The 20,261-nt window shown below is 33.3% G+C and carries 21 protein-coding genes; 5 read left to right on the forward strand and 16 right to left on the reverse strand.

The genetic code is table 11. From position 1 onward, the window contains the following. Positions 1-196: 196 nt before the first annotated feature. The 9 genes from QI155_RS06410 to QI155_RS06450 form a co-directional block, all read right to left on the reverse strand. Positions 197-856, reverse strand: coding sequence for an ABC transporter ATP-binding protein (locus QI155_RS06410; protein WP_068858813.1), 660 nt, complete (start codon positions 854-856; stop codon positions 197-199). Then, positions 853-1,596: a cobalt ECF transporter T component CbiQ gene (gene cbiQ, locus QI155_RS06415; protein ID WP_068858810.1), complete on the reverse strand. Its 744-nt coding sequence runs from the start codon at positions 1,594-1,596 to the stop codon at positions 853-855. Before cbiQ ends, QI155_RS06410 begins: the two co-directional genes overlap by 4 nt. Beyond that, on the reverse strand, positions 1,586-2,158 hold the full coding sequence (locus QI155_RS06420) for an emp24/gp25L/p24 family protein (RefSeq protein WP_068858807.1): 573 nt from the start codon (positions 2,156-2,158) through the stop codon (positions 1,586-1,588). The genes cbiQ and QI155_RS06420 overlap by 11 nt, the downstream gene beginning before the upstream one ends. After that, positions 2,155-2,748 (reverse strand): cobalt transporter CbiM, encoded by a 594-nt coding sequence (gene cbiM / locus QI155_RS06425; RefSeq protein ID WP_068858804.1) that lies wholly within the window; start codon positions 2,746-2,748, stop codon positions 2,155-2,157. The genes QI155_RS06420 and cbiM overlap by 4 nt, the downstream gene beginning before the upstream one ends. After that, entirely contained in the window at positions 2,748-3,518 is a 771-nt protein-coding gene (locus tag QI155_RS06430; RefSeq protein WP_068858801.1) for a DUF4198 domain-containing protein, read from the reverse strand. Before QI155_RS06430 ends, cbiM begins: the two co-directional genes overlap by 1 nt. A 79-nt stretch (positions 3,519-3,597) precedes the next feature. Next, positions 3,598-4,704, reverse strand: coding sequence for a carbohydrate porin (locus QI155_RS06435; protein WP_068858798.1), 1,107 nt, complete (start codon positions 4,702-4,704; stop codon positions 3,598-3,600). Between the two features lie 143 nt (positions 4,705-4,847). After that, entirely contained in the window at positions 4,848-6,239 is a 1,392-nt protein-coding gene (locus QI155_RS06440; protein WP_281321312.1) for a radical SAM protein, read from the reverse strand. Positions 6,240-6,376: 137 nt separating this feature from the next. Next, positions 6,377-8,560, reverse strand: a complete 2,184-nt coding sequence (katG, locus tag QI155_RS06445; RefSeq protein ID WP_083200018.1) for a catalase/peroxidase HPI — start codon at positions 8,558-8,560, stop codon at positions 6,377-6,379. Positions 8,561-8,618: 58 nt separating this feature from the next. Beyond that, positions 8,619-9,047, reverse strand: a complete 429-nt coding sequence (locus QI155_RS06450; RefSeq protein WP_068858925.1) for a transcriptional repressor — start codon at positions 9,045-9,047, stop codon at positions 8,619-8,621. A 201-nt stretch (positions 9,048-9,248) separates the two neighbouring features. Here QI155_RS06450 and QI155_RS06455 point away from each other — a divergent pair, with 201 nt between their 5' ends. Further along, on the forward strand, positions 9,249-10,601 hold the full coding sequence (locus QI155_RS06455; RefSeq protein WP_068858792.1) for a TrpB-like pyridoxal phosphate-dependent enzyme: 1,353 nt from the start codon (positions 9,249-9,251) through the stop codon (positions 10,599-10,601). A gap of 11 nt (positions 10,602-10,612) precedes the next feature. Here QI155_RS06455 and QI155_RS06460 read toward each other — a convergent pair whose 3' ends face one another. The 4 genes from QI155_RS06460 to QI155_RS06475 all read right to left on the reverse strand — a co-directional run bounded on the left by QI155_RS06460 (position 10,613) and on the right by QI155_RS06475 (position 14,506). Further along, positions 10,613-12,142 (reverse strand): YifB family Mg chelatase-like AAA ATPase, encoded by a 1,530-nt coding sequence (locus tag QI155_RS06460; protein WP_068858790.1) that lies wholly within the window; start codon positions 12,140-12,142, stop codon positions 10,613-10,615. Continuing rightward, positions 12,087-13,025, reverse strand: a complete 939-nt coding sequence (locus QI155_RS06465) for a TIGR01212 family radical SAM protein (RefSeq protein ID WP_068858787.1) — start codon at positions 13,023-13,025, stop codon at positions 12,087-12,089. Before QI155_RS06465 ends, QI155_RS06460 begins: the two co-directional genes overlap by 56 nt. A 39-nt stretch (positions 13,026-13,064) precedes the next feature. Then, positions 13,065-13,727: an energy transducer TonB gene (locus QI155_RS06470; RefSeq protein WP_281321313.1), complete on the reverse strand. Its 663-nt coding sequence runs from the start codon at positions 13,725-13,727 to the stop codon at positions 13,065-13,067. A gap of 113 nt (positions 13,728-13,840) precedes the next feature. Continuing rightward, entirely contained in the window at positions 13,841-14,506 is a 666-nt protein-coding gene (locus tag QI155_RS06475; RefSeq protein ID WP_068858782.1) for a hypothetical protein, read from the reverse strand. Positions 14,507-15,324: 818 nt separating this feature from the next. On the opposite strand from QI155_RS06475, the gene QI155_RS06480 reads away from it, so the two are divergent. The 3 genes from QI155_RS06480 to QI155_RS06490 are packed head-to-tail and all read left to right on the forward strand — an operon-like array spanning position 15,325 to position 16,876. Beyond that, positions 15,325-15,609, forward strand: coding sequence for a phosphate-starvation-inducible PsiE family protein (locus QI155_RS06480; protein WP_254045424.1), 285 nt, complete (start codon positions 15,325-15,327; stop codon positions 15,607-15,609). 2 nt (positions 15,610-15,611) lie between these two features. Beyond that, positions 15,612-15,764, forward strand: a complete 153-nt coding sequence (locus tag QI155_RS06485; protein ID WP_159426680.1) for a hypothetical protein — start codon at positions 15,612-15,614, stop codon at positions 15,762-15,764. Beyond that, positions 15,761-16,876 carry a site-2 protease family protein gene (locus QI155_RS06490; RefSeq protein WP_068858776.1) on the forward strand — a complete coding sequence of 372 codons (1,116 nt, stop codon included), beginning with the start codon at positions 15,761-15,763 and terminating at the stop codon, positions 16,874-16,876. Before QI155_RS06485 ends, QI155_RS06490 begins: the two co-directional genes overlap by 4 nt. A gap of 157 nt (positions 16,877-17,033) precedes the next feature. Here QI155_RS06490 and QI155_RS06495 read toward each other — a convergent pair whose 3' ends face one another. Both QI155_RS06495 and QI155_RS06500 read right to left on the reverse strand, forming a co-directional pair. Next, a complete protein-coding gene (locus QI155_RS06495; protein ID WP_281321314.1) occupies positions 17,034-17,537 on the reverse strand; it encodes a transposase in 504 nt (167 codons plus the stop codon). A gap of 99 nt (positions 17,538-17,636) precedes the next feature. Next, positions 17,637-17,894 carry a hypothetical protein gene (locus tag QI155_RS06500; protein ID WP_068858765.1) on the reverse strand — a complete coding sequence of 86 codons (258 nt, stop codon included), beginning with the start codon at positions 17,892-17,894 and terminating at the stop codon, positions 17,637-17,639. Positions 17,895-18,054: 160 nt separating this feature from the next. Here QI155_RS06500 and QI155_RS06505 point away from each other — a divergent pair, with 160 nt between their 5' ends. Beyond that, on the forward strand, positions 18,055-18,606 hold the full coding sequence (locus tag QI155_RS06505) for a DUF2148 domain-containing protein (RefSeq protein WP_281321315.1): 552 nt from the start codon (positions 18,055-18,057) through the stop codon (positions 18,604-18,606). A 45-nt stretch (positions 18,607-18,651) separates the two neighbouring features. Here QI155_RS06505 and QI155_RS06510 read toward each other — a convergent pair whose 3' ends face one another. Further along, a complete protein-coding gene (locus QI155_RS06510; RefSeq protein WP_068858754.1) occupies positions 18,652-20,238 on the reverse strand; it encodes an L-lactate permease in 1,587 nt (528 codons plus the stop codon). Positions 20,239-20,261: the final 23 nt, after the last annotated feature.

Here is a 20,261-nt window from a genome sequence, read left to right on the forward strand (position 1 = left end):
TCATTAAAGAATCTATCTGGTGAAAAAGGAGGAGATTCCTTAGTCGCTTACGCTCCTTCGGAATGACAAAATCAGTGTTTTTCTATCGGCAATTTTGAGTGAAAATTCTAAATTACAAATTTAACAATCCTTTCAGAGAGAATAAAAATGTCATAATAATGAAATTTTGTATTTCCCTTTATAGAATTAGAATTTTCTATTCGACACTCTTAGAGATTGTTCCATTTTGAATATAATAGATTTTTTGAGTTGTCCGTGATAAAAATTCTTTATCATGGGAAACTACAAGATATGTATTAGCTTTATTTAAAAGATAATTAGTGAGTCTATCTATTGTTTTCTCATCAAGTCCTGCTGAAGGTTCATCTAAGAGATAGCATAATGGATTCATTGCAATGACTGTAGCCAGTGCCACAAGTTTTTTTTCACCTCCTGAAAGCTTATAAGTAACTCTGTCTTCGAATCCCTTTAAACCTAAAATATCACAAGTTTCTTTTACAATATTTAAAGCTTCTTCCTTTGATTTACCAAGATTAAGAGGACCGAAGGCTATGTCTTCTTTAACTGTGGGACAGAAAAGCTGACTGTCTGAATCTTGAAAAAGTAATCCTATCTTCTGTCTTACTTCAATAAAATCTTTTTCTTTTTGCCTTATTTTCCCAAAGATCTCAACAGTCCCAGATGATGGTTTTAAAAGTCCCATTATAATGTATAAAAGAGTTGTTTTACCTGAACCATTTGGTCCCATAAGTCCTACCCTATCTCCTTCATGAATATCAAGGTTGAGATTTTTTAGGACAACTCTGCCATCATAATAAAAATAAATATTGTTCAATCTTATAAGTGGTTTCTTCATGTTTTAAACCAGAATAAAATAAAGATAAAAATTGATAACACACTGAATATTATATCAATTTTTCTTGTTTGAAAATGCTCAAAGAGGGGAAAAAATCCTTGAAAGCCTCTACAAAGCATTGCCTTGTAAATTTCCTCAGCCTTTTCATAGCTTTTTATAAGCATACCACCAACAATGTAAGCATATGTCCTATAGGTGTGGAGATTTGATTTTGGGACAAAACCACGGGCATAGACAGTCCTTTTTATTTTCAAATATTCATCATGAATAACCGTAATATAGCGATAAAAAAGAAAAAAAACTGTTACAAGTTTTTTAGGTGCTTTAAGATGAAGCATTGCATGGGCTAAAGAATTAACAGAAGATGTTCCTAAAAGAGTTATTGTTGCAACAATAATTGCATTTGCTTTTATAGTTATTGAAAGAGCATAAATAAAGCCTTCATGGCTGATTTTTATCTGCCAAAGCTCAATGTAAGGATTACCGGGATAACTTATTGGTAAAAAAATCCAGATAAAAAATATAAAAAAATTTGCAATAAAGAGTCTTGAAAAAAGCTTTCTTAATTTTAAATGGGCAATAAAAATAGAAAAGACAGAATAAATTAAAAACAAAGCTGGTGTTTTCAATCCATGAGCAGTAGCGCATAGGATACTGAATATTGAAAAAACAATAATTTTTAGCCTTGGGTCTGCCTTATGTAAAAAAGAGTTTCCCTCGGAAAACTCTTCAAGATGCATTTTTTCTTCTCTTAATTAACATTATTAATCCCCATAATCCAAAAATGTATCCAATTCCTCCAATTATGTCTCTTATATTGATTTTATCCATCTGTTTTCTTAAATCCAATATTTCATTTTTTATTCCTTGAAGCTTTGCATCCATTACTTCATCAATAATTTGTTTCATTTCATCTCTGTTTATTGAAGGAGCTTGCTTTTTCTCAGCTTCTTTAAAAGGTTCTTGTTTTTTTATTTCCTTTTTTTCTGACTTTTCTGATGCTTCAAGTCTATATTCTGCTGTGTGCCCCTCTCCAGCGGAAATTACTATTTTTAACTCTCCTGTTTCTTGTGTTTTAAAACTAAATTTGCCTTTTTCATCTGTAGTAGTCTGTAAGAGCTTTTTCCCTTTGCTGTCATAAACTGCAACAATGGAGTTTTTACATGGTGAACCATCAACAAAATAGCATTCACCAGCTACTTTATCTCCTTCTCTATAGGCATAGGCACTTACTTTGTGAGCCTCTAAAGTATTAGTGCAAATAAAAAAAGAAATTATAATCATAAAAATAATTCTTTTCATCCCAATGCCTCCGGTTTTACTTTTTTAAGATAAAGGACAACAAAGCCTGTGATAATTCCTTCTATCAAAGCAACTGGAAGATGCATTGTAAAAAGAGTTATCGCAACTCCAAAAAAACTTTTTTCAGTTTCAATTAAAGCCATGCTTATAAATAAAGTGCCGATGAGCACAGCAGAAGTTCCTCCAAAAGCTCCACCAATAAAAGCAATATTTCTGCTTTTTTTTAGCATTTTTCTGAAAATATAATATGAAAGCACTGCAGGCATTGACATTGCAAAGGTGTTTATGCCAAGAGTTGTAAGCCCACCGAATTGAAAAAGTAAAGCCTGTAGAACAAGCCCTACAAATATTGCTGGAAAGGCTGACCATCCAAGAAGCATTCCAACAAGCCCATTTAAAACAAGATGTGCTGAAGTTGGTCCGACTGGTATATGAATTAGAGAGGCAACGAAAAAAGCAGAGGAAAGTACAGCAACTTTTGGGATATCTTCATTTTTTATTTTTCTAAGTCCGAGTGTAAGTCCAGCTAAAGATAAAACAGCGCCAGCAAGCAGTACTGGCGCTGAAAGAACTCCTTCTGATATATGCATTATTTCATCTCCCTTGCCTTAACCCATATAATACCACCGATTTCAACTGGATATTCTTTACCGTCTTTTTTGATTTTATATGAAGCTTCAGTTAATGCTGCAAATCCCCACCATCCAGCCTTAGGAATTGCATAAGTGAATACACCATTTGCATCAGCCTTTATAGCCTGTGTTATATAAGGCTCTTTTGGTGCTTTAACTTTACCCCCTTCATTAAAATACTCTACTTCAACTTCTGCAAAGGGCAAGGGTTTTCCATTGATTTTAACAATTCCCTGAAATACATTTCCAACCCACAATCCATAGGGCCTTGTAAGAGGAATTATTTCAATTGGAAGTCCAATTTCTTTATCCCAACCTTCCTCCTTTCCAAAAGCCTGAACAACAACCTTTGGATAGTGAGCTATGAACTTTTCCTCTGCAGGTTCCCAGTAAGGCTGAGGCTCAAGATAAAAGATATAATCCCCTGGACGTTTTATAGTAAACTGAGTTTCCCATGTATTTTTTCCTTTTACTTTTTTATTTATAAGGGTAGATAAAAGATCGATTTTTTCATCACCAATCATTACACTGAATGCCTTTGGTTTTTCCATATTAAGCCATTCCTGCTCAAAGGGATGCATGAAATAAACTTTTAAAGTAATCTTTTTCTGATCCTTTTCACCAATAATATCATCAGAAGGCATTATTACTCCAAAATGAGCAAAAGCGGTTGTTGCAAGAAACAATACAAAAACCATACTAATTAAGAATTTTGTAAATCCTTTCATTATCAAACCTCCTTTTTGATGTCATTCTGAGGCAAAAAGTGCCGAAGAATCTCTTTCTTTCCTATGGCTCCATCCTCCATTAAAAATTCAGACTAAATCTAATTCCATATATATTTCCTGCCATTGAACCTTCTTGAGGAGTTTTATCCTGTATATATTGATAATCAAGGGTTATGTCAGAGGATATTGCTTTGTAGCTAAAAAGCTTAAACTTCAAATAGGACTCAAATATCTGACTTCTTGAAAAAGCATCATTTTTTGGTGGTGACTTTAAATAAGCATAGCCAATCCCTATTTCATCATCTTTTCTTCCCCATATGCTTCCGTTTAGATTAAATCCAAAGGAAACCATTCTGTTATAATCAATCACTGCTGAGTCATCCTGTAATCCTGCACGGAAGAATGCTCCCAATGTATCCTTTATAAGTTGCTGGTCAAAGGATAACCCAATTCCTTTTAAACTCTTGTATCCATCTGAATCCCAGTTTTTAAATCTCTTGTTAGTTGTATAAGCATAAAGTCTGTAATTTCCCTCTCCTAAGGTTGTTTCAAGTTTATATCCTACTTGTGCTCCAATCCAGTTGAATCTCCTCTCATAATCATTCTTTGAACGCATCCCTACTAATCTAAGATGAATTTTATCCCACTCAAACTCTACTGATACTCCAGCATCATAACTTGGTAAATTTGCAAGGGGATTGTTAACAAAAGCTTCATTCATAAACTGTCCTAACTCATCATTTGCATAAATATTGTCATCAATAAAAGCTGTTGAATCAATTATTCCTGCTGTAAATTTAAGAAAGATTTCTTTTTCAATTGGAAACTTGTGAGAATACCATAGTTCAAGTAGATGATCCCTTGGATGACCATTGATGTTTTTTAAGTCACTGAATAAATCATCAGCATTTGGTGAAAGTATAAAAGGATTAATATCTTTAAGACCACTTCCCTTTGCAAAACTTGCCCTTAAAAAAATTTCACTATTTTCAATCGGTTTGATTGATACATTAAAATCAATAACTGTAGAACCTCTGTCTTTGTTTTCAATATCACCTTGAGTTTTGTTAAGCCATTGATAAACTCCAGTTGCTGAACCTGATACTGAAAGCCAATCGGTCACATCAGCAGAAAAAACTGACTTCGGAAAAATTAAAAAAACCAATAAAATTAAAGCTTTTTTCATCAAACACCTCCAAAAAATTTTAAAATAAAAAAGCCACGAAAGCTTAAAAATTCAGCTCTTCTGAGCTATTTCAAGCCTTCGTGGCTTGAAAAAATTCTATCATACAGATCACTAAAAATTCAATATGAAATTTTATATTTTTTTTAGACAGTTTTTTCAAAGGATAGAGAATGAATGGATTCTAAATATTCCCCGATGTTTTTTAAAGTCTTGTTAATCAGTATTTTTCCGTAAAGTCCTATTAATGCATAATAAAAATTTAAATTAACAAAATTTTTTATAATATATTTCCATGAATAGAATTTTTTCATTGCTTGGATTGTTTCAATTTGCAACATCTCTATATTCATCTTGGGTTTAAATACAACATGATGTCCATCATATCTACTCCAATCCATGTGTATTAATCTACCAGAATCTTGCATCTCAAAAAAGAATGGTGTTCCTGGTAAAGGAGTTAGTATCATAAATTGAACTGTATCTATTCCGTTAGTAATAGCGAAATCAGCAGTCCTTTTTATTGTTTCAATATCATCTGTATCAGCACCAAGAACAAACATTCCATGAATATGGATACCAGCACTCTTTATATTTTTTATAGAATTAACAATATCATTTAAATCTTGCTTTTTGTTGTAGTATTTTAGTGTTTGTGGATTTATAGATTCAAAACCTACATAAAGAGTACTACATCCTGATTCTGCCATAAGCCTTAGTAATTCTTCATCCTTGGCTACATCAATCCTTACCTGAGCAGACCATCTTGCTTTTATCTTTTCCTCAATCATTCCCTTAAGTATATCTTTTGTCCTTCCTTTATGAGCTGAAAAATTGTCATCTACAAAAAATATAATGCCATTAGATGATTTAATTGCCATTTTTATATCTATCAAAGTCTTTTCTACTGATCTAAATCTGTATCTTCTTCCAAACATTTGTATTACAGAGCAGAATTTACAATCAAATGGACATCCTCTTGATGTTGAAATTGGATATATATTATTGGATCTAAAACCTTTTAATAAAGAAAAATCAGGAGAAGGTAGAATATCAAGGTTGTCGATCAGGTCAGGTATAGGGTTATGATATATTTTTCCTAAAGAATCCTTAAAACTAATCCCTTTTATGTCATTAATATTGGGAGATCCTTTTCTTAGATAATTTATCAAAGATATAAAAGTAAGGTCTGCTTCGCCTCTGACAACATAGTCAGCATGTTGGAGAGCCTCTTCAGGCATAAAAGTAGGATGAATTCCACCCATTATAACAGGAATACCCTTTTTTCTAATTAAATCTGCAAGAGCATAGGCTCTTGGAGCAGTAGAAGTTATAGTTGAAATACCTACAAGGTCAGAAGATTCCACAAATGACCAATCTATTTCAGATATGTCTTCAACAAAAATTTTTACATCAAAGCCGTGATTTTTAAGTATAGTGCCAAGAAGAACTACACCTAATCTGGGAATAGGAAATTTTTTATATAAGTGTGGCCATATTGAACCCGCTTCAATCATGGAAATTCTATTAATTAACATATTTAAGACTAACCTCTTCTAAAAATTTCTCTAATTTTTTTAAATTATATCAAAAATTAATTAAGTTTTCCTTAAGATTAATTTGAGTAGATATATAATTCAGTGGCTGGCATTATACCAGCCACTGAAGATAAATTTTAATAAAGGTCAAAACGGTCAAGGTTCATTACTTTGTTCCATGCAGATATAAAATCCTTTATAAACTTTTCTTGTCCGTCATCACTTGCATAAACCTCTGCAATTGCTCTAAGCTGAGGATGATGCCCCAATATTAAATCAACCCTTGTAGCTTTCCATTTAAGCTCGCCTGTTTTACGGTCATAACCTCCAAAGATATAATTATCATCAGATATAGATTTCCAAACAGTTGTCATATCAAGAAGATTAACAAAAAAATCATTAGTCAATACTTCAGGACTGTTTGTAAAAACTCCATAATTAGATTTATTGTAGTTTGCATTAAGTACTCTCATTCCACCAATTAAAACAGTCATTTCTGGAGGTGTTAAGGTAAGTAACTGTGCCTTATCTATCAATAATTCTTCAGGTAGTTCACGAAATTTTGTTTTAATATAATTCCTAAAACCGTCATATTTAGGTTCTAAATATGAATACGTCTCAATATCTGTATGTTCCTGCAATGCATCAACCCTACCTGGGATAAAGGGAACTTTTACATTATATCCGGCTCTCTTAGCTGCTTCTTCAATCGCTGCACAACCTCCTAAAACAATAAGATCTGCAAGGGATACTTTTTTACCATCTTTTGCAGAATGGGTTGCATTGAAATCTTTTTGTATATTTTCAAAAACAGCAAGAACTCTATTAAGCTGATCAGGCATATTGACTTCCCAATCTTTCTGTGGAATAAGTCTGATACGAGCACCATTTGCACCACCTCTTTTATCTGAACCACGAAAAGTAGAAGCCGATGACCAAGCAGTGTATACCAACTCAGAAATTGAAAGTCCTGATAAAAGTATTTTCTTTTTTAGCTCTTCAATTTCATCCTTTTCAATTAAGGGATGATCAACTAAAGGTAATGGCTCATGCCATGGCTCTATCTCTTGAGGTATTTCAGGTCCAAGCCAACGTGACCTTGGTCCAAGATCTCTATGGGTAAGTTTAAACCAGGCTTTGGCAAAAGCCTTTGCAAACTCCTCAGGATTTTCTAAGAATCTACGTGCTATTTTTTCATAAATTGGATCAAAACGTAAAGCAAGATCTGTAGTAAGCATTGTTGGTTTATGCTTTTTATTTGGATCATGGGCATCAGGAATTATTTCAGGAGCATCTTTTGCTATCCATTGGTATTTACCTGCCGGACTTTTAGTAAGTTCCCATTCGTATTTAAATAGATTATGTAGAAAATTATTACTCCATTTAGTAGGAGTAGCTGTCCAGGTAACTTCAAGTCCGCTTGTTATCGTGTCAGGACCCTTTCCAGTACCGAAGCTGTTTTTCCATCCCAATCCCTGTTCTTCAATAGGTGCTGCCTCTGGCTCAGGTCCTAAATAGGATTCTGGTGCAGCACCATGGCATTTACCAAATGAATGTCCGCCTGCAATAAGAGCTACAGTCTCTTCATCATTCATCCCCATACGTTTAAATATTTCTCGAATATCCTTTGCAGATGCAACAGGATCTGGTTTTCCTCCTGGTCCTTCAGGATTAACATAAATAAGTCCCATCTGGACAGCTGCATAGGGCATTTCAATATCACCTTTTTCAGTATGTCTTCTATCTTCTAACCATTCAGCTTCAGGACCCCAATCAACACTTTCATCGGGTTCCCACCAATCAACTCTTCCACCAGCAAATCCATATGTTTTAAAACCCATTGATTCAAGAGCAACATTTCCTGTAAGAATAATAAGATCAGCCCAAGAAATCTTTTTACCATATTTCTTTTTGATAGGCCATAGAAGTCTTATTGCCTTATCAAGATTAACATTATCTGGCCAACTATGAAGTGGTGGAAATCTTATCTGACCAGCATTTGCACCACCTCGTCCATCAGCTATTCTATAAGTACCAGCACTATGCCATGCCATACGAATGAATAATCCTCCATAATGTCCAAAATCAGCGGGCCACCAATCCTGTGATTGAGTCATTATTTCTTTAATGTCCTTTTTAACAGACTCGATATCAAGACTTAAAAACTCCTTAGCATAATTAAAATCTTTCCCATATGGATTAATTTCATGGCAGTTCTGATGGAGAATTTTTAGATTTAGTAATTTAGGCCATTTGTCCCATATGGATTTTCTCTTTTCTCCTTGAGATTTTTCTTTCTCGCTAACTTTAATGTTTTCCATCGTTTACCTCCTACGAAAAATTTTTAAAACAATACCCTTAAGGGTAATACAAATAAAACTATTCATCAGGCTTACATTTTTCACATAATCCTGTAAAAACAATTTTTGATTCTAAGATATTAAATCTATCCCTTAGTGTCTTTGGGATTTCAACTTCTTTAAATTTTTCATCATAAATATCAATGATTCTATGACATTTAATGCAATGAAAATGATGATGATTTTCAATCAATCCATCATATCTTCTAAGGTCTTCAAAATCTTCAACAACCCTTGCAATACCAATCTCAACAAATTTTTGTAATGTTCTATTAACTGTATCGAAGGATATATTTGGATACTTTTTCTTTACTCTTTGATAAATTTTTGTAACAGAAGGATGGTCATTGTTTTTTATAAGTTCCTTAAATATTTCGATTCTTTGAGGAGTAATTTTTATTTTATTTTTTTCGCAAATGTTATAAAAATTGGTCAATAATGTACTCATTTTTTGTTTTTTCATAATTAATATGATATAGTAATTATTCCTATTTTGTCAATAATTCCTAATAACTAAAACTTTCAATGATTTTATAAAAAGCTAATGATATCAAAATCAACAAGCTTTGATTTCTAAGGATAAAAAAGTTATTGAAAAAATTTACAACTTATTTCATAATAAAAAACTATATCTCTAATGGAGGCGAAAATGCGGAAAATTGTTTTATCAGAAAAAGATTTGCCAAAACATTGGTATAACATACAGGCAGATATGCCAAATCTACCTCCACTGCCACTTAATCCTAAAACGCAAAAACCTGTTTCACCAGATGATTTAAAAGTAATATTTCCAATGTCTCTAATCGAACAAGAAGTAAGCACTGAAAGATGGATTTCTATTCCGGAGGAAGTTTTAGATATTTATGCAAGTTTTAGACCAACACCTCTTTTTAGAGCTTTTGGATTGGAAAAGGCTTTAAAAACACCTGCAAAGATTTATTTCAAACATGAAGGATTTGGGCCTGCTGGAAGCCATAAAACAAACACATCAATACCACAGGCATATTACAACAAACAAGAAGGAATAAAAAGAATTGCAACAGAAACAGGTGCAGGACAATGGGGGTCTGCATTGTCCTTAGCAGGTGCATTAATGGGAATAGAAATTACAGTTTATATGGTAAGGGTTAGCTATGAACAAAAACCTTATAGAAGAATAATGATGGAGACATGGGGAGCAAAGGTTTATCCATCACCATCTGATAAAACTGAAGCAGGCAGAAAAATTCTTTCTGAGGAACCCGATCACCCTGGCACCTTAGGGATAGCAATTTCAGAGGCAGTGGAAGATGCAGCAACTCATCCTGATACAAACTATGCTCTTGGTTCAGTGCTTAATCATGTTTTACTTCATCAAACAATAATTGGGCTTGAATGCAAAAAACAATTTGAAATAATAGGAGATTATCCAGATATTGTTATAGGTTGCTGTGGTGGAGGAAGTAATCTTGGAGGCATTAGCTTTCCATTTATTTATGATAAAATTCATGGAAGAGATTTAAGAGTAATAGCTGTTGAACCATCCTCATGTCCAACCCTTACAAAAGGAGAATTCAGATATGATTATGGAGACACTGCAGGACTTACTCCACTTCTTATGATGTATACTCTTGGTCATGATTTTGTTCCTCCAGGAATTCATGCAGGAGGGCTTAGATATCATGGTGATTCTCCTTTAGTCAGCCAGCTTTATCATGATGGTTTAATAGAGGCACAGGCAGTTGGACAGACTGCGGTTTTTGAGTCTGCCATACTATTTGCAAGAACAGAAGGCATAATTCCTGCACCTGAAAGTGCCCATGCCATAAAAATAGCCATAGATGAGGCATTAAAAGCAAAAGAAGAAGGTAAGGAAAAGGTTATACTTTTTAATCTTAGCGGGATAGGGTTCCTTGATTTGCCATCCTATGAGGCTTATTTATCGGGGAAACTTATTGATTTTGAATATCCCGATGAAAAAATAAAGGAATCATTGTGCAAATTACCAGAGATTAAACTTTAAAAGAAAAAAGCTTAAGTATTAAAAATTTGTCTTTCAAAGCTGCGATATTGAATTGCTTCTGCAATATGATGGTATTTTATATTTTCAGAGCCTTCAAGGTCAGCTATTGTTCTTGCCACCTTTATGATCTTTGAATGAGCCCTTGCACTTAACCCCAATTTTTCCATTGCATTTTTAAGAAGACTGTGAGAGTCTTCATCAAGTTTGCAAAACTTTTTAAGATGCTTTGTTTTCATATGTGCATTTGAAAAAATTCCTTCCTCTTGAAATCTTTTAAGCTGAATCTGTCTTGCCTTAATCACTCTTTCACAAATGCTTTTTGAAGATTCAGAAGGAGAGTCATCTCTTAAATCATCGTAATTTACTCTTGGCACTTCAATATGAATATCGATTCTATCAAGAAGAGGTCCTGAAACCTTTGAACGATATCGCATAATCATGTTTGGAGTGCAGGTGCAAGGTTTTAGAGTGTCTCCGTAATGACCACAGGGGCATGGATTCATTGCTGCTACAAGCAAAAATCTTGCTGGAAACTGCACAGTAGCATAACTACGAGCAACTGTAACATAGCCATCTTCAAGGGGTTGTCTTAAAACCTCCAAAACATTTCTCTTAAACTCAGGAAGTTCATCAAGGAAAAGTACTCCATTATGGGCTAAAGAGACTTCTCCTGGCTTTGGAATCTGTCCACCGCCTATTAAAGCTATGTCACTAGCTGAATGATGGGGAGATCTGAAAGGCCTTTTTAGAACTAAACCAACTCCTTCATAAAGAAGTCCTGCCACAGAATGAATCTTGGTTGTCTCAATGGCTTCTTGAAGCGTCATCGGAGGCAGTATTCCAGGTAATCTTCGAGCAAGCATACTTTTTCCACTTCCAGGAGGTCCAACAAATAAAATGTTATGTCCACCTGAAGCTGCTATTTCAAGAGCTCTCTTTGCATAAAACTGTCCTTTAACATCAGCAAGATCTTCGTAAAAATCTGAATCAGAAAGCTCTATCTCTCTTTTAAAAGGTTCTATAGTCTTTTCTCCTTTTAAAAATTCTACAACTTCTACTAAATCATTTAAAGCGTAAACTTCTATATCTTTTACAACAGATGCTTCAGAAGCATTTTCTTTTGGAATAATTAATTTCTTTATACCCGATTCAACAAGTTTTGATGCAATACAGAGAACACCTTTGACAGGTCTTAATTTTCCCTCTAAAGAGAGTTCTCCAACAAGTAAATAATCTTTTAATATTTTATTTGGAATATGTCCTTCTGCTGAAAGAATTCCTATTGCAATTGGAAGGTCAAAGGAGGAGCCTTCTTTTTTTAAATCAGCTGGAGCAAGATTTACGGTAATCTGTTTTATAGGGAAGGGGAATCCTGTATTTTTAAAAGCAGCTTTAATTCTGTCACGTGATTCCTTTACAGTAGTATCAGGAAGTCCGACAATACTAAAATAAGGAAGCCCCTTTTGAGCAATATCAACTTCTACTTCAACCCAATAAGGCTCTATCCCTAACAGATGCGCACTTTGAACCCTGGCGAGCATTTCTTTCCTCAAGCTTTTTTTCTATATCATTTAAAATCTGCTGTTTTGTTCTGCTCCATTTTGGTGCGATTAGAATTTCATCGGGAGAGGTTGCAAAAAGTCTTTGAATTACAATGTCTGGACGGATTCTTTCAAGAAAATCAACAACGAAATCAAGATATTCCTCGTAATCGAAAACTTTGAAAGGTTCTCTCTCATAAATTTTTGCAAGAGGAGTATCTTTTACAATCTGAAGTTGATGAATTTTTAGAAATTTAATTGGATGACGATTTATCTCATCTGCCATCTTTAGGGATTCTTCTTTTGTTTCAGTTGGAAGTCCTACAATTATATGAGCTCCTACAAGAATATCCTTTTCATAAGTATCATAGACTGCTTTAAGAAATCTTTGATAATCATGTCCTCTTCGAATGAATTTAAGAGATTTATCGTAAATTGACTGTAATCCGTATTCAATAATTATTAAATGAGTTTTTGAAAGTTCTTTGAGTAAATGAAGTTTTTCTTCATCAACACAGTCAGGTCTTGTTCCAATGGCAAGTCCTATAACTTCTGGAAAAGAAAGAGCTTCTCTGTAAAGTCTTTCAAGTTTTTCAACCGGTGCGTAGGTGTTTGTATAGGGTTGAAAATAAACAAGAAAAGCTTTAGCTTTATATTTTTTCTTTACATGGTCTATACCCCTTGAAATTTGTTCAGTTAAAGAAATTTCTGGAGCACAGCTTGGAGGTCTGAAAGAGGAATTATTACAATAAATGCATCCACCATAGCCCAAGGTTCCGTCTCTATTTGGGCATGTAAATCCCGCATCCACATTCACTTTGTAGACCTTTTTGCCAAATATTTCTTTTAGATATTCACCGAAAGAGTAATAACGCTTTGTCATAGTTTTTTCTAATATATTTTTAAGGAAATAGTCAATTGATTAATTTTTTAGAACAAATCTTATAGGAAGAATTGCTCTACAAGCAATTGGTTTGCCATCTCTTTGGGCAGGTGCAAATTTTGACTTTTTTACTGCTTCCAGAGCAGATTCTGTAAATCCGTACGGAGCTGATTCTAAAACTTCAATATTTAATAAATCTCCCCTTTCATTTAAAGTAAGCCTTAATACAACCCTTCCTTCTTTTCCGAGCCTTCTTGCTATCTGAGGATATTGAGGAATTTCTCGATATATAAATTTGGGTCCATAAGTTGAACCAAACTCCGTATCAATTATTTTTTCTCCCTTCCCCTCCTTTGAACCTTCCTGAAGAAAAATGGAAGAAGATGCAGATGAATCTGAGGAAAAATTGATTTCAACAGACTGTTCTAATTTTGTTTCTTTAATATCACTCTTTAAAACAGATATTTCTTTTTCATTTTTTAAAGAAATTTTTGATTGCCTCTCTGTATTTTTAAATTTATGTTTCTTTTCTATTTTATGGAAATCCTTTGAAGAAACAGAATCATTAAAAATGAATACTTCAAATTCCTGATTTTGCTTTGTTAAAAAAGCAAAGCTTGAGCAGGCAAGAAAAATAAAAAAGTGAAACATCAATGATAACAATAAAAATTTTGTTAATTTATTTTTACTTGCAACAATCATCAAAATAAAAAACCATGAAAGCTTCTTTTATGCCTTCATGGCTTTAAACTGTCCTTCAGGACAGGATAGTAAATTTTATAAAATTCAGTACAAAAAGTTCAAATATTTTCAGGTTAGAAAATTGTATCCAGCAGTTGCGTTATACGAACAAGCTCTTTAGCTTCCTTCTCCAAGGGCTCATCTCTAACAACCGAAATTCTCTCTATTAAAACAATTGTTCCAGATGATCGAATTATCACATCTCCACATTGCTCGAGAACATTGAAAAATTCACTTTTAAAAGATGGTAAATTATCATTTTTATGAACATAAAGCGTAAAATGATTATTTGATTGACCGAAAAAATGATTATTAACTTTAGTAAAATTCAAAGATGAAAGTGATAATTCATAGCTTTTGCTAATTATATTAGCAATCTTGCCCTTAACAGATGGAATATTAGAGAGAATCCATTTCCCAGTTCTGATTTTTTGAGGAATTATCGATACTAAAGCATTATTATTGCTCTCTGTGGTTGTGGTAATCCAACAAACAATTAAATCTTCCTTAATTCTATGAAATACTTGTTCCAAGTAAACTGGATAAGGAGCAGTTAATCTGAAAGCTTCTCTAATTTCTTTAATCTTAGGATTTGAGAGCTCTAAATTTATAAATCCAAGAGATGTCATAACCCTGTTAATTTCAGAGGCAATTTTTTGATCGGGTTTCCTTTTTACAAAAAACAAAACTAAAATAAAGATCACAATAGCTAAAATTATCCCTAACAAACCTTCAATCATAGTTTAATTTTTCCTATCAAATTTTGTTCTAATTTAACACATATTTAAATAAAATTGCTCAATTCAAATAAGTTTGTAATAAAACACCTCAAGAAAAACTTATATCCGCTGTAGCAGTTTGTTTTTATCAAAGCTTCATCTCTATATTAGTGGTCCTTATTAAGTAATAATCTCTTAATATAAAAAATATTTTATCTCTCACTGTCTTTCCGTCCAAAAAGACAATTAGTATCTTAAGCAAGTATAAGGACTGCAATTTTATAAAAAAACAAAGAAATTAAAGAGGTTTGCTTGTTAGGTAATTGAAATAGTTCAATTTTTTTCACTATTTATTTCAAGAATTTTTATCTTGCTCTTTTTTTCTGTAAAAATCCTGACTAATTCTTCAATAATTTTGATTTTTATTTACTCAGCTGAGGATATAACTGAATTTTTGTCGAGGATATCATATTTAATACATGATATCACATTGTTTGAGATACTTACTTTATCCAAGATACTATTCCGTATTTTTGAAGATTCTTTCCTTTCTTGTTTTGATTCATGAAAATTTTTACTTTACCATGTAAACATATGAATTATTTATCTTCGTGACTAAATCTTTTTTAACTGTTAAGTAAAAAGTTTTCTTAAATGCAAGCCCAATTTATCAAGGCTTTAAAACGTAATACTTCCATATCACCCTCTTGTATATCTTGTATTATGTATAGACTCTTGACTATGTAGTGGTTGCAGACAATTATGTTTTCTGCTATTATTATGGTAGTTGTAGAGATTAATAAATAGCTGATAAAAAAGGAACAAAGTAAGCGATTATTTTGCTCGATATTAATGAACTTTTAGAAATTTTTAGTCTATTTATGCTGGTCATAATAGGTATAGAATTACTAGAAACCATAGTGAAAACCTATCTATCTGAACCTGTCAATAATGTTGAAGTTGTAATAGCAGTTGCAATGATTGCCATATTCCGTAAAGTTATTATCCTTGATGTTGAAGATTTATCGGGACTTTCACTTATCGGAATAGCGGCAATCATTCTTGCCCTTGCTGTGGGATATTATATAATAGAAAAAGAAACAAATAGCCTCTGCTTGAGATAGAAATGTTTGAAAGAAAAAGATATTATTACATAATTAACATCTCTGCGTTGTCATTATTAATAACATTTGGTATTCGAGCAGCATGCTTCTACGGAACAGCAGTTGAAATAGAAATACCCTATAAAACTCCAAACGAGCAAAGGAGAAGATTATGAATGGATTATTTCAGGGTTCATGGAAAATCGGTACAATAATTGGGATACCTATCCGAGTCCATTTTACATGGCTTATTATTTTTGGTTTAATCACATGGTCACTTTCCACTTTCTATTTTCCAATGGTAGCTCCTGATCTTCCTTTGACATCTTACTGGATTAAAGGTGCTCTTGCAGCCATTCTACTATTTATTTCTGTAGCCTTCCATGAACTTGCCCATTCTTTGATTGCAATGAGATATAAAATCTCGATAGAAAGCATTACGCTTTTTATCTTTGGAGGTGTTGCTCAAATGAAAGGAGAACCACCTCATCCACGGGCAGAATTTGAGATAGCTATTGCTGGACCATTATCAAGCTTCTTTCTTGCGATCATTTTCTTTTTCCTATCTAAAAATACAATCGGTAGTTTGAATGCTCTTTTCTCTTATCTTACCCAAATTAATTTAATATTAGGAATCTTTAATCTCATCCCTGGTTTTCCGATGGATGGTGGTAGAGTATTAAGATCAATTATATGGCAAAAGAAAAAGAACTTTTTCTACGCCACACAGAAGGCAGCAAGCATTGGACAGAAGATAGCATTGTTTTTCATCTTTTTCGGAATATTCTCTCTATTTGCAAGAATACCTGCAGGATTATGGCTTATTCTTATAGGATGGTTTCTTTATTCAGCAGCAGGGGCAAGTTATCAACAATCAACTATTCAAGAAGTATTATCAGGAATTAAGGTCAAAGACATAATGATAAGAGAAAAAGATATAGTAACAATTAGCCCATCCATCACAATTGGTGAGGCTGTAAATAACTACTTCTTAAGATATGGTTACGGAGGCTTCCCTGTGGTCTCTGATGGGAAGTATCTTGGTATGATAACACTCAAAGAAATAAAAGATATCCCCAAAAATGCTTTTGAGGATACAAAGGTCTCTGATGTTTATGTTAAACACAAAAAGCATTGGGAGATATCACCTGAAGAAGATGCAATAAAAGCCCTTGAAACTATGATAAGAGAGGATACAGGCAGGCTTGTAGTCAAGGAAGAAGATAAAATCACAGGTCTGATTACCCGTAATGGTATTGCAAGGTATTTGCAGATCATGGGCAAATAACAAAGAGGCTGTTCAATAACAGGAGAGATTTATGGATAAATACTTGGTTGAAAAAATTTTAAGAGGCTTCAGTAAAAATTTTTCAGTTCATAAAGTTTCATTTCACCCGATTTTTATCTTTATTTTAATTAAAAATCAATTTATTACCTGCATAAGCTCAGTAAAATCTACAACGGAATTTAATTCTGCCTCTTTTATGCTTTCTGCCCCAGTAACAAAGTTCAACTCCTGCAGGACAAAGCAGTTTGCCCTGAGCAATAATTGGTGTAATGTTTTTCTGAAGAAGATACTTAGCAGTCTTTACACTATCATATCCAGCATCTGCTATAACTGCCTTTATATTTTTTCCTTTATCAGAAAGGTGTTTACAAGCAGACTCTGTAAGTTCTACAAGATAATGTCCATCCCATTTATTACCCTCTGTAACTTTTACACTAACAGGGATAGGAAATGCTCCTTGAGTTACCTCAAGATGAACTTTGTAACCAAAAAAGCTAAAATCCTTAGATTTATATCCCCACTTAGCATCTTTATCAGTATTAAATGCCTCTATATGAGAGGAATCTATGGAAAGCTTAAGATTTTTGTTTTTAATAAGGCACACAGCTTGGGCTATAAGATTAAGAAGTATTTCATAAAATACTTCTTCCCCAAGTCTCATTCTAAAGTAGTGAAAGGTGTTATGCTTAGGAGTGTTTCCATGGTAGAGCTCACAAAGATAACAGAGTCTACCATCAAAATGCGAAACATTTTCCTGAGGCTAAGCCGAAAGTGTCAACCTGAGTTTTCTTGCAAGTTCTCTTTCAGAAGAAGCATAGCCAAGATAAATAAGGAGCAAGGCTTTAAAGAGGCTTTTAGGATTAAATCCTTGTCTTCCACACTGAGAGTATTTGTTTTTGCAAAGTTCATAGATGAAAGAAAAATCAATGCTTTCAAAGATTATTTTAAGAGGGTTATCGGCAGGAATCATATTTGCTATTGTAAGGTCAGCAAAAGAAGGTTGAATAGTTTTTCTCATATATTGACCTCCAATGTTGATAAATTTAGATATTTTTGTTGATAAATTTAGATATTTTAATTTAGAATGTTTGCGGTAATAGAAAAAAATAATGGCTTACAGAAGTTTGATTTTCAAACATCTGTAAGTTTTTGAACAGTCTCTGTATAAATAAGGAGGTGTGCAATTGAAAATTAATCCAGAGAAAGAAATTATCGAAATAGTAGCAAAAATAATGCTTATTTCTGCAAGAACTGCACCGAAAGCAAAGGGAGAAGATGAGATAGTGACAGGAATTCTTAGTCCTGAAGAAAAAGAAAAGATTGCCAAAGAAATGGATTTTATAGGAGAAAGGGGAGAGGCTTTTAAGTTTTTCAAAAGAGACGCTCAAAATGTAAGAGACTCTGAGATGGTAATACTTGTTGGACTTAATTTCAAAAAGCCTGTTGGTGTAAATTGCGGTGCCTGTGGTTTTGACTGTAATACTATACTTAAGCAAAAAACCAATGAAATTGATTATTTAGGACCTGTATGCACAATTAGAGCTATAGACCTTGGAATTGCAATTGGTTCACTGGTTTCTGTAGCAAAGGAATTTTCAGTTGACAACAGAGTAATGTATTCAATTGGTGTTGCGGCAAGGAAACTCGGATTAATGGAAGCACAAATAATACTTGGTATTCCTTTAAGTGTTAAAGGGAAAAATATTTTCTTTGATAGAAAACCTTTGTAGATTAAATGCTGAAGGGTCTAACCCTTCAGCATTTGAATTGTTTATTTAAAGATATATAATTGCCATAACCATTGCACCAGTAATAGCACACATTATTAAGACAGGAACTAAAACAGCTTTTATAAAGTAAGCTTCTTCTCTACCGCCAACACCTATTGTTGCAGCAGCATTTGTGATTTTTGATGGTGTAATTGCTGAGGCTATACCACCACCGACTGCATGGGCTGCATAAATCCACATAAAAGCTTCTGCTCCAACAGTTGAAAGAGTTGCTTCCCATTGAATTTTTGCAAAAAGAACATTTGATGCTGTCTCACTTCCACCAACAAAGGCTCCGAAGAGTCCAAGAAATGGTGAAATAAATGGATAGGCAGGTCCAAAAACATTTGCAAGAGTAATTCCGATAATTCTATCCATATTGTATTGGGCAAAATACTGAGATGGAACAAGCTTACCATTTGCAACTTCCATGGCTGACCATGCCATGATAAAGGCTACAGCAAAGAATAAAGAGTATGCTAAAAAGGGACCCCAGATTCTTGTTAACCAAAGTTTAACTGCATTTTTTAATTGATTTGTCGATGGTTTAAGTATAAAAATTGACATAAAAGATACAATCATTATCCAAAACCATACATTTCCAAGAATATTTAAATCTTCCTTTTTATCAGCAATAATTTTTATTACTTCTGTATGTCCAAGAAGGCTTTCAAACTTTAATTTTATGAACGGGATGTTAACAATAAGAGAGATTATAATCAATAAAATAAAGGGCATACAGGCATTCAGCATTTTTTTATCAAATTTAGGTTTGTTTTCCAATTGTCCTCCATTATGCTTTTTATAAATTATATAAACAGCTGTCATTGTTACAAATCCTGATACAATTCCAATAATTTCTACTGGTAGGATTCTAAATGTAGCAATTACCAAAGCAGAAATAGACAACGTCAATCCCGCAATTAATGCTGCTTTCCAGTTAGACTTAATAGCTTCTTTTCCTCCAACAACTTTAAGCATTAAAAAGGCAAAAATTACAGATATTACAGGTAGCAAAACAGTTACTTTAAAGGTGAAATCCCATATAAAATCATTTAGGCTTTCAATCCCAGGCGGTTTAATTCCAAAAGCCATAGCAACTTTTGAAGGAAGAGTAAGAGGGATAGTAAATAGGGCAAATGAAGTAAGAGGATCATAACATAGAATGCTTACACCTATGGCTGCAACAGGGGAAAAACCTAATAATAAAAAAATTGGTGGAAACATTGCAGGAGTAACCATCCCTAAAGCTGTACTTAAGGAACCAAATCCCATTCCAATAAAAAGGGTTTGTTCTTCCTTTGTCTTTGCAATACCCTTAACGTAGTCTATGATTTTTTTCAATGCTCCTGTCTCTCTCATAAGAAAAATAAGAAACATAGTAAATACAACAGCCAAGGTTATACCAAGAGCTTTTACAACCCCCATTAAAGTAGCACCCCATACAACTTCCCAGGGTGTTTTAAAATAATACATGGCTAATAAGACAGCAAGAATCCATCCTACTACAGAAACAAAAGTTCCAGAACGATAAAAAACAAGCATACCAATTAGAACTACTAAAATAGGAAATATAGACAAAAAGAAATCCACTTTTTAACCCTCCTGAAAAAATA

The organism is Thermodesulfovibrio sp. 1176 (assembly GCF_029946585.1).
GTDB lineage: Bacteria > Nitrospirota > Thermodesulfovibrionia > Thermodesulfovibrionales > Thermodesulfovibrionaceae > Thermodesulfovibrio.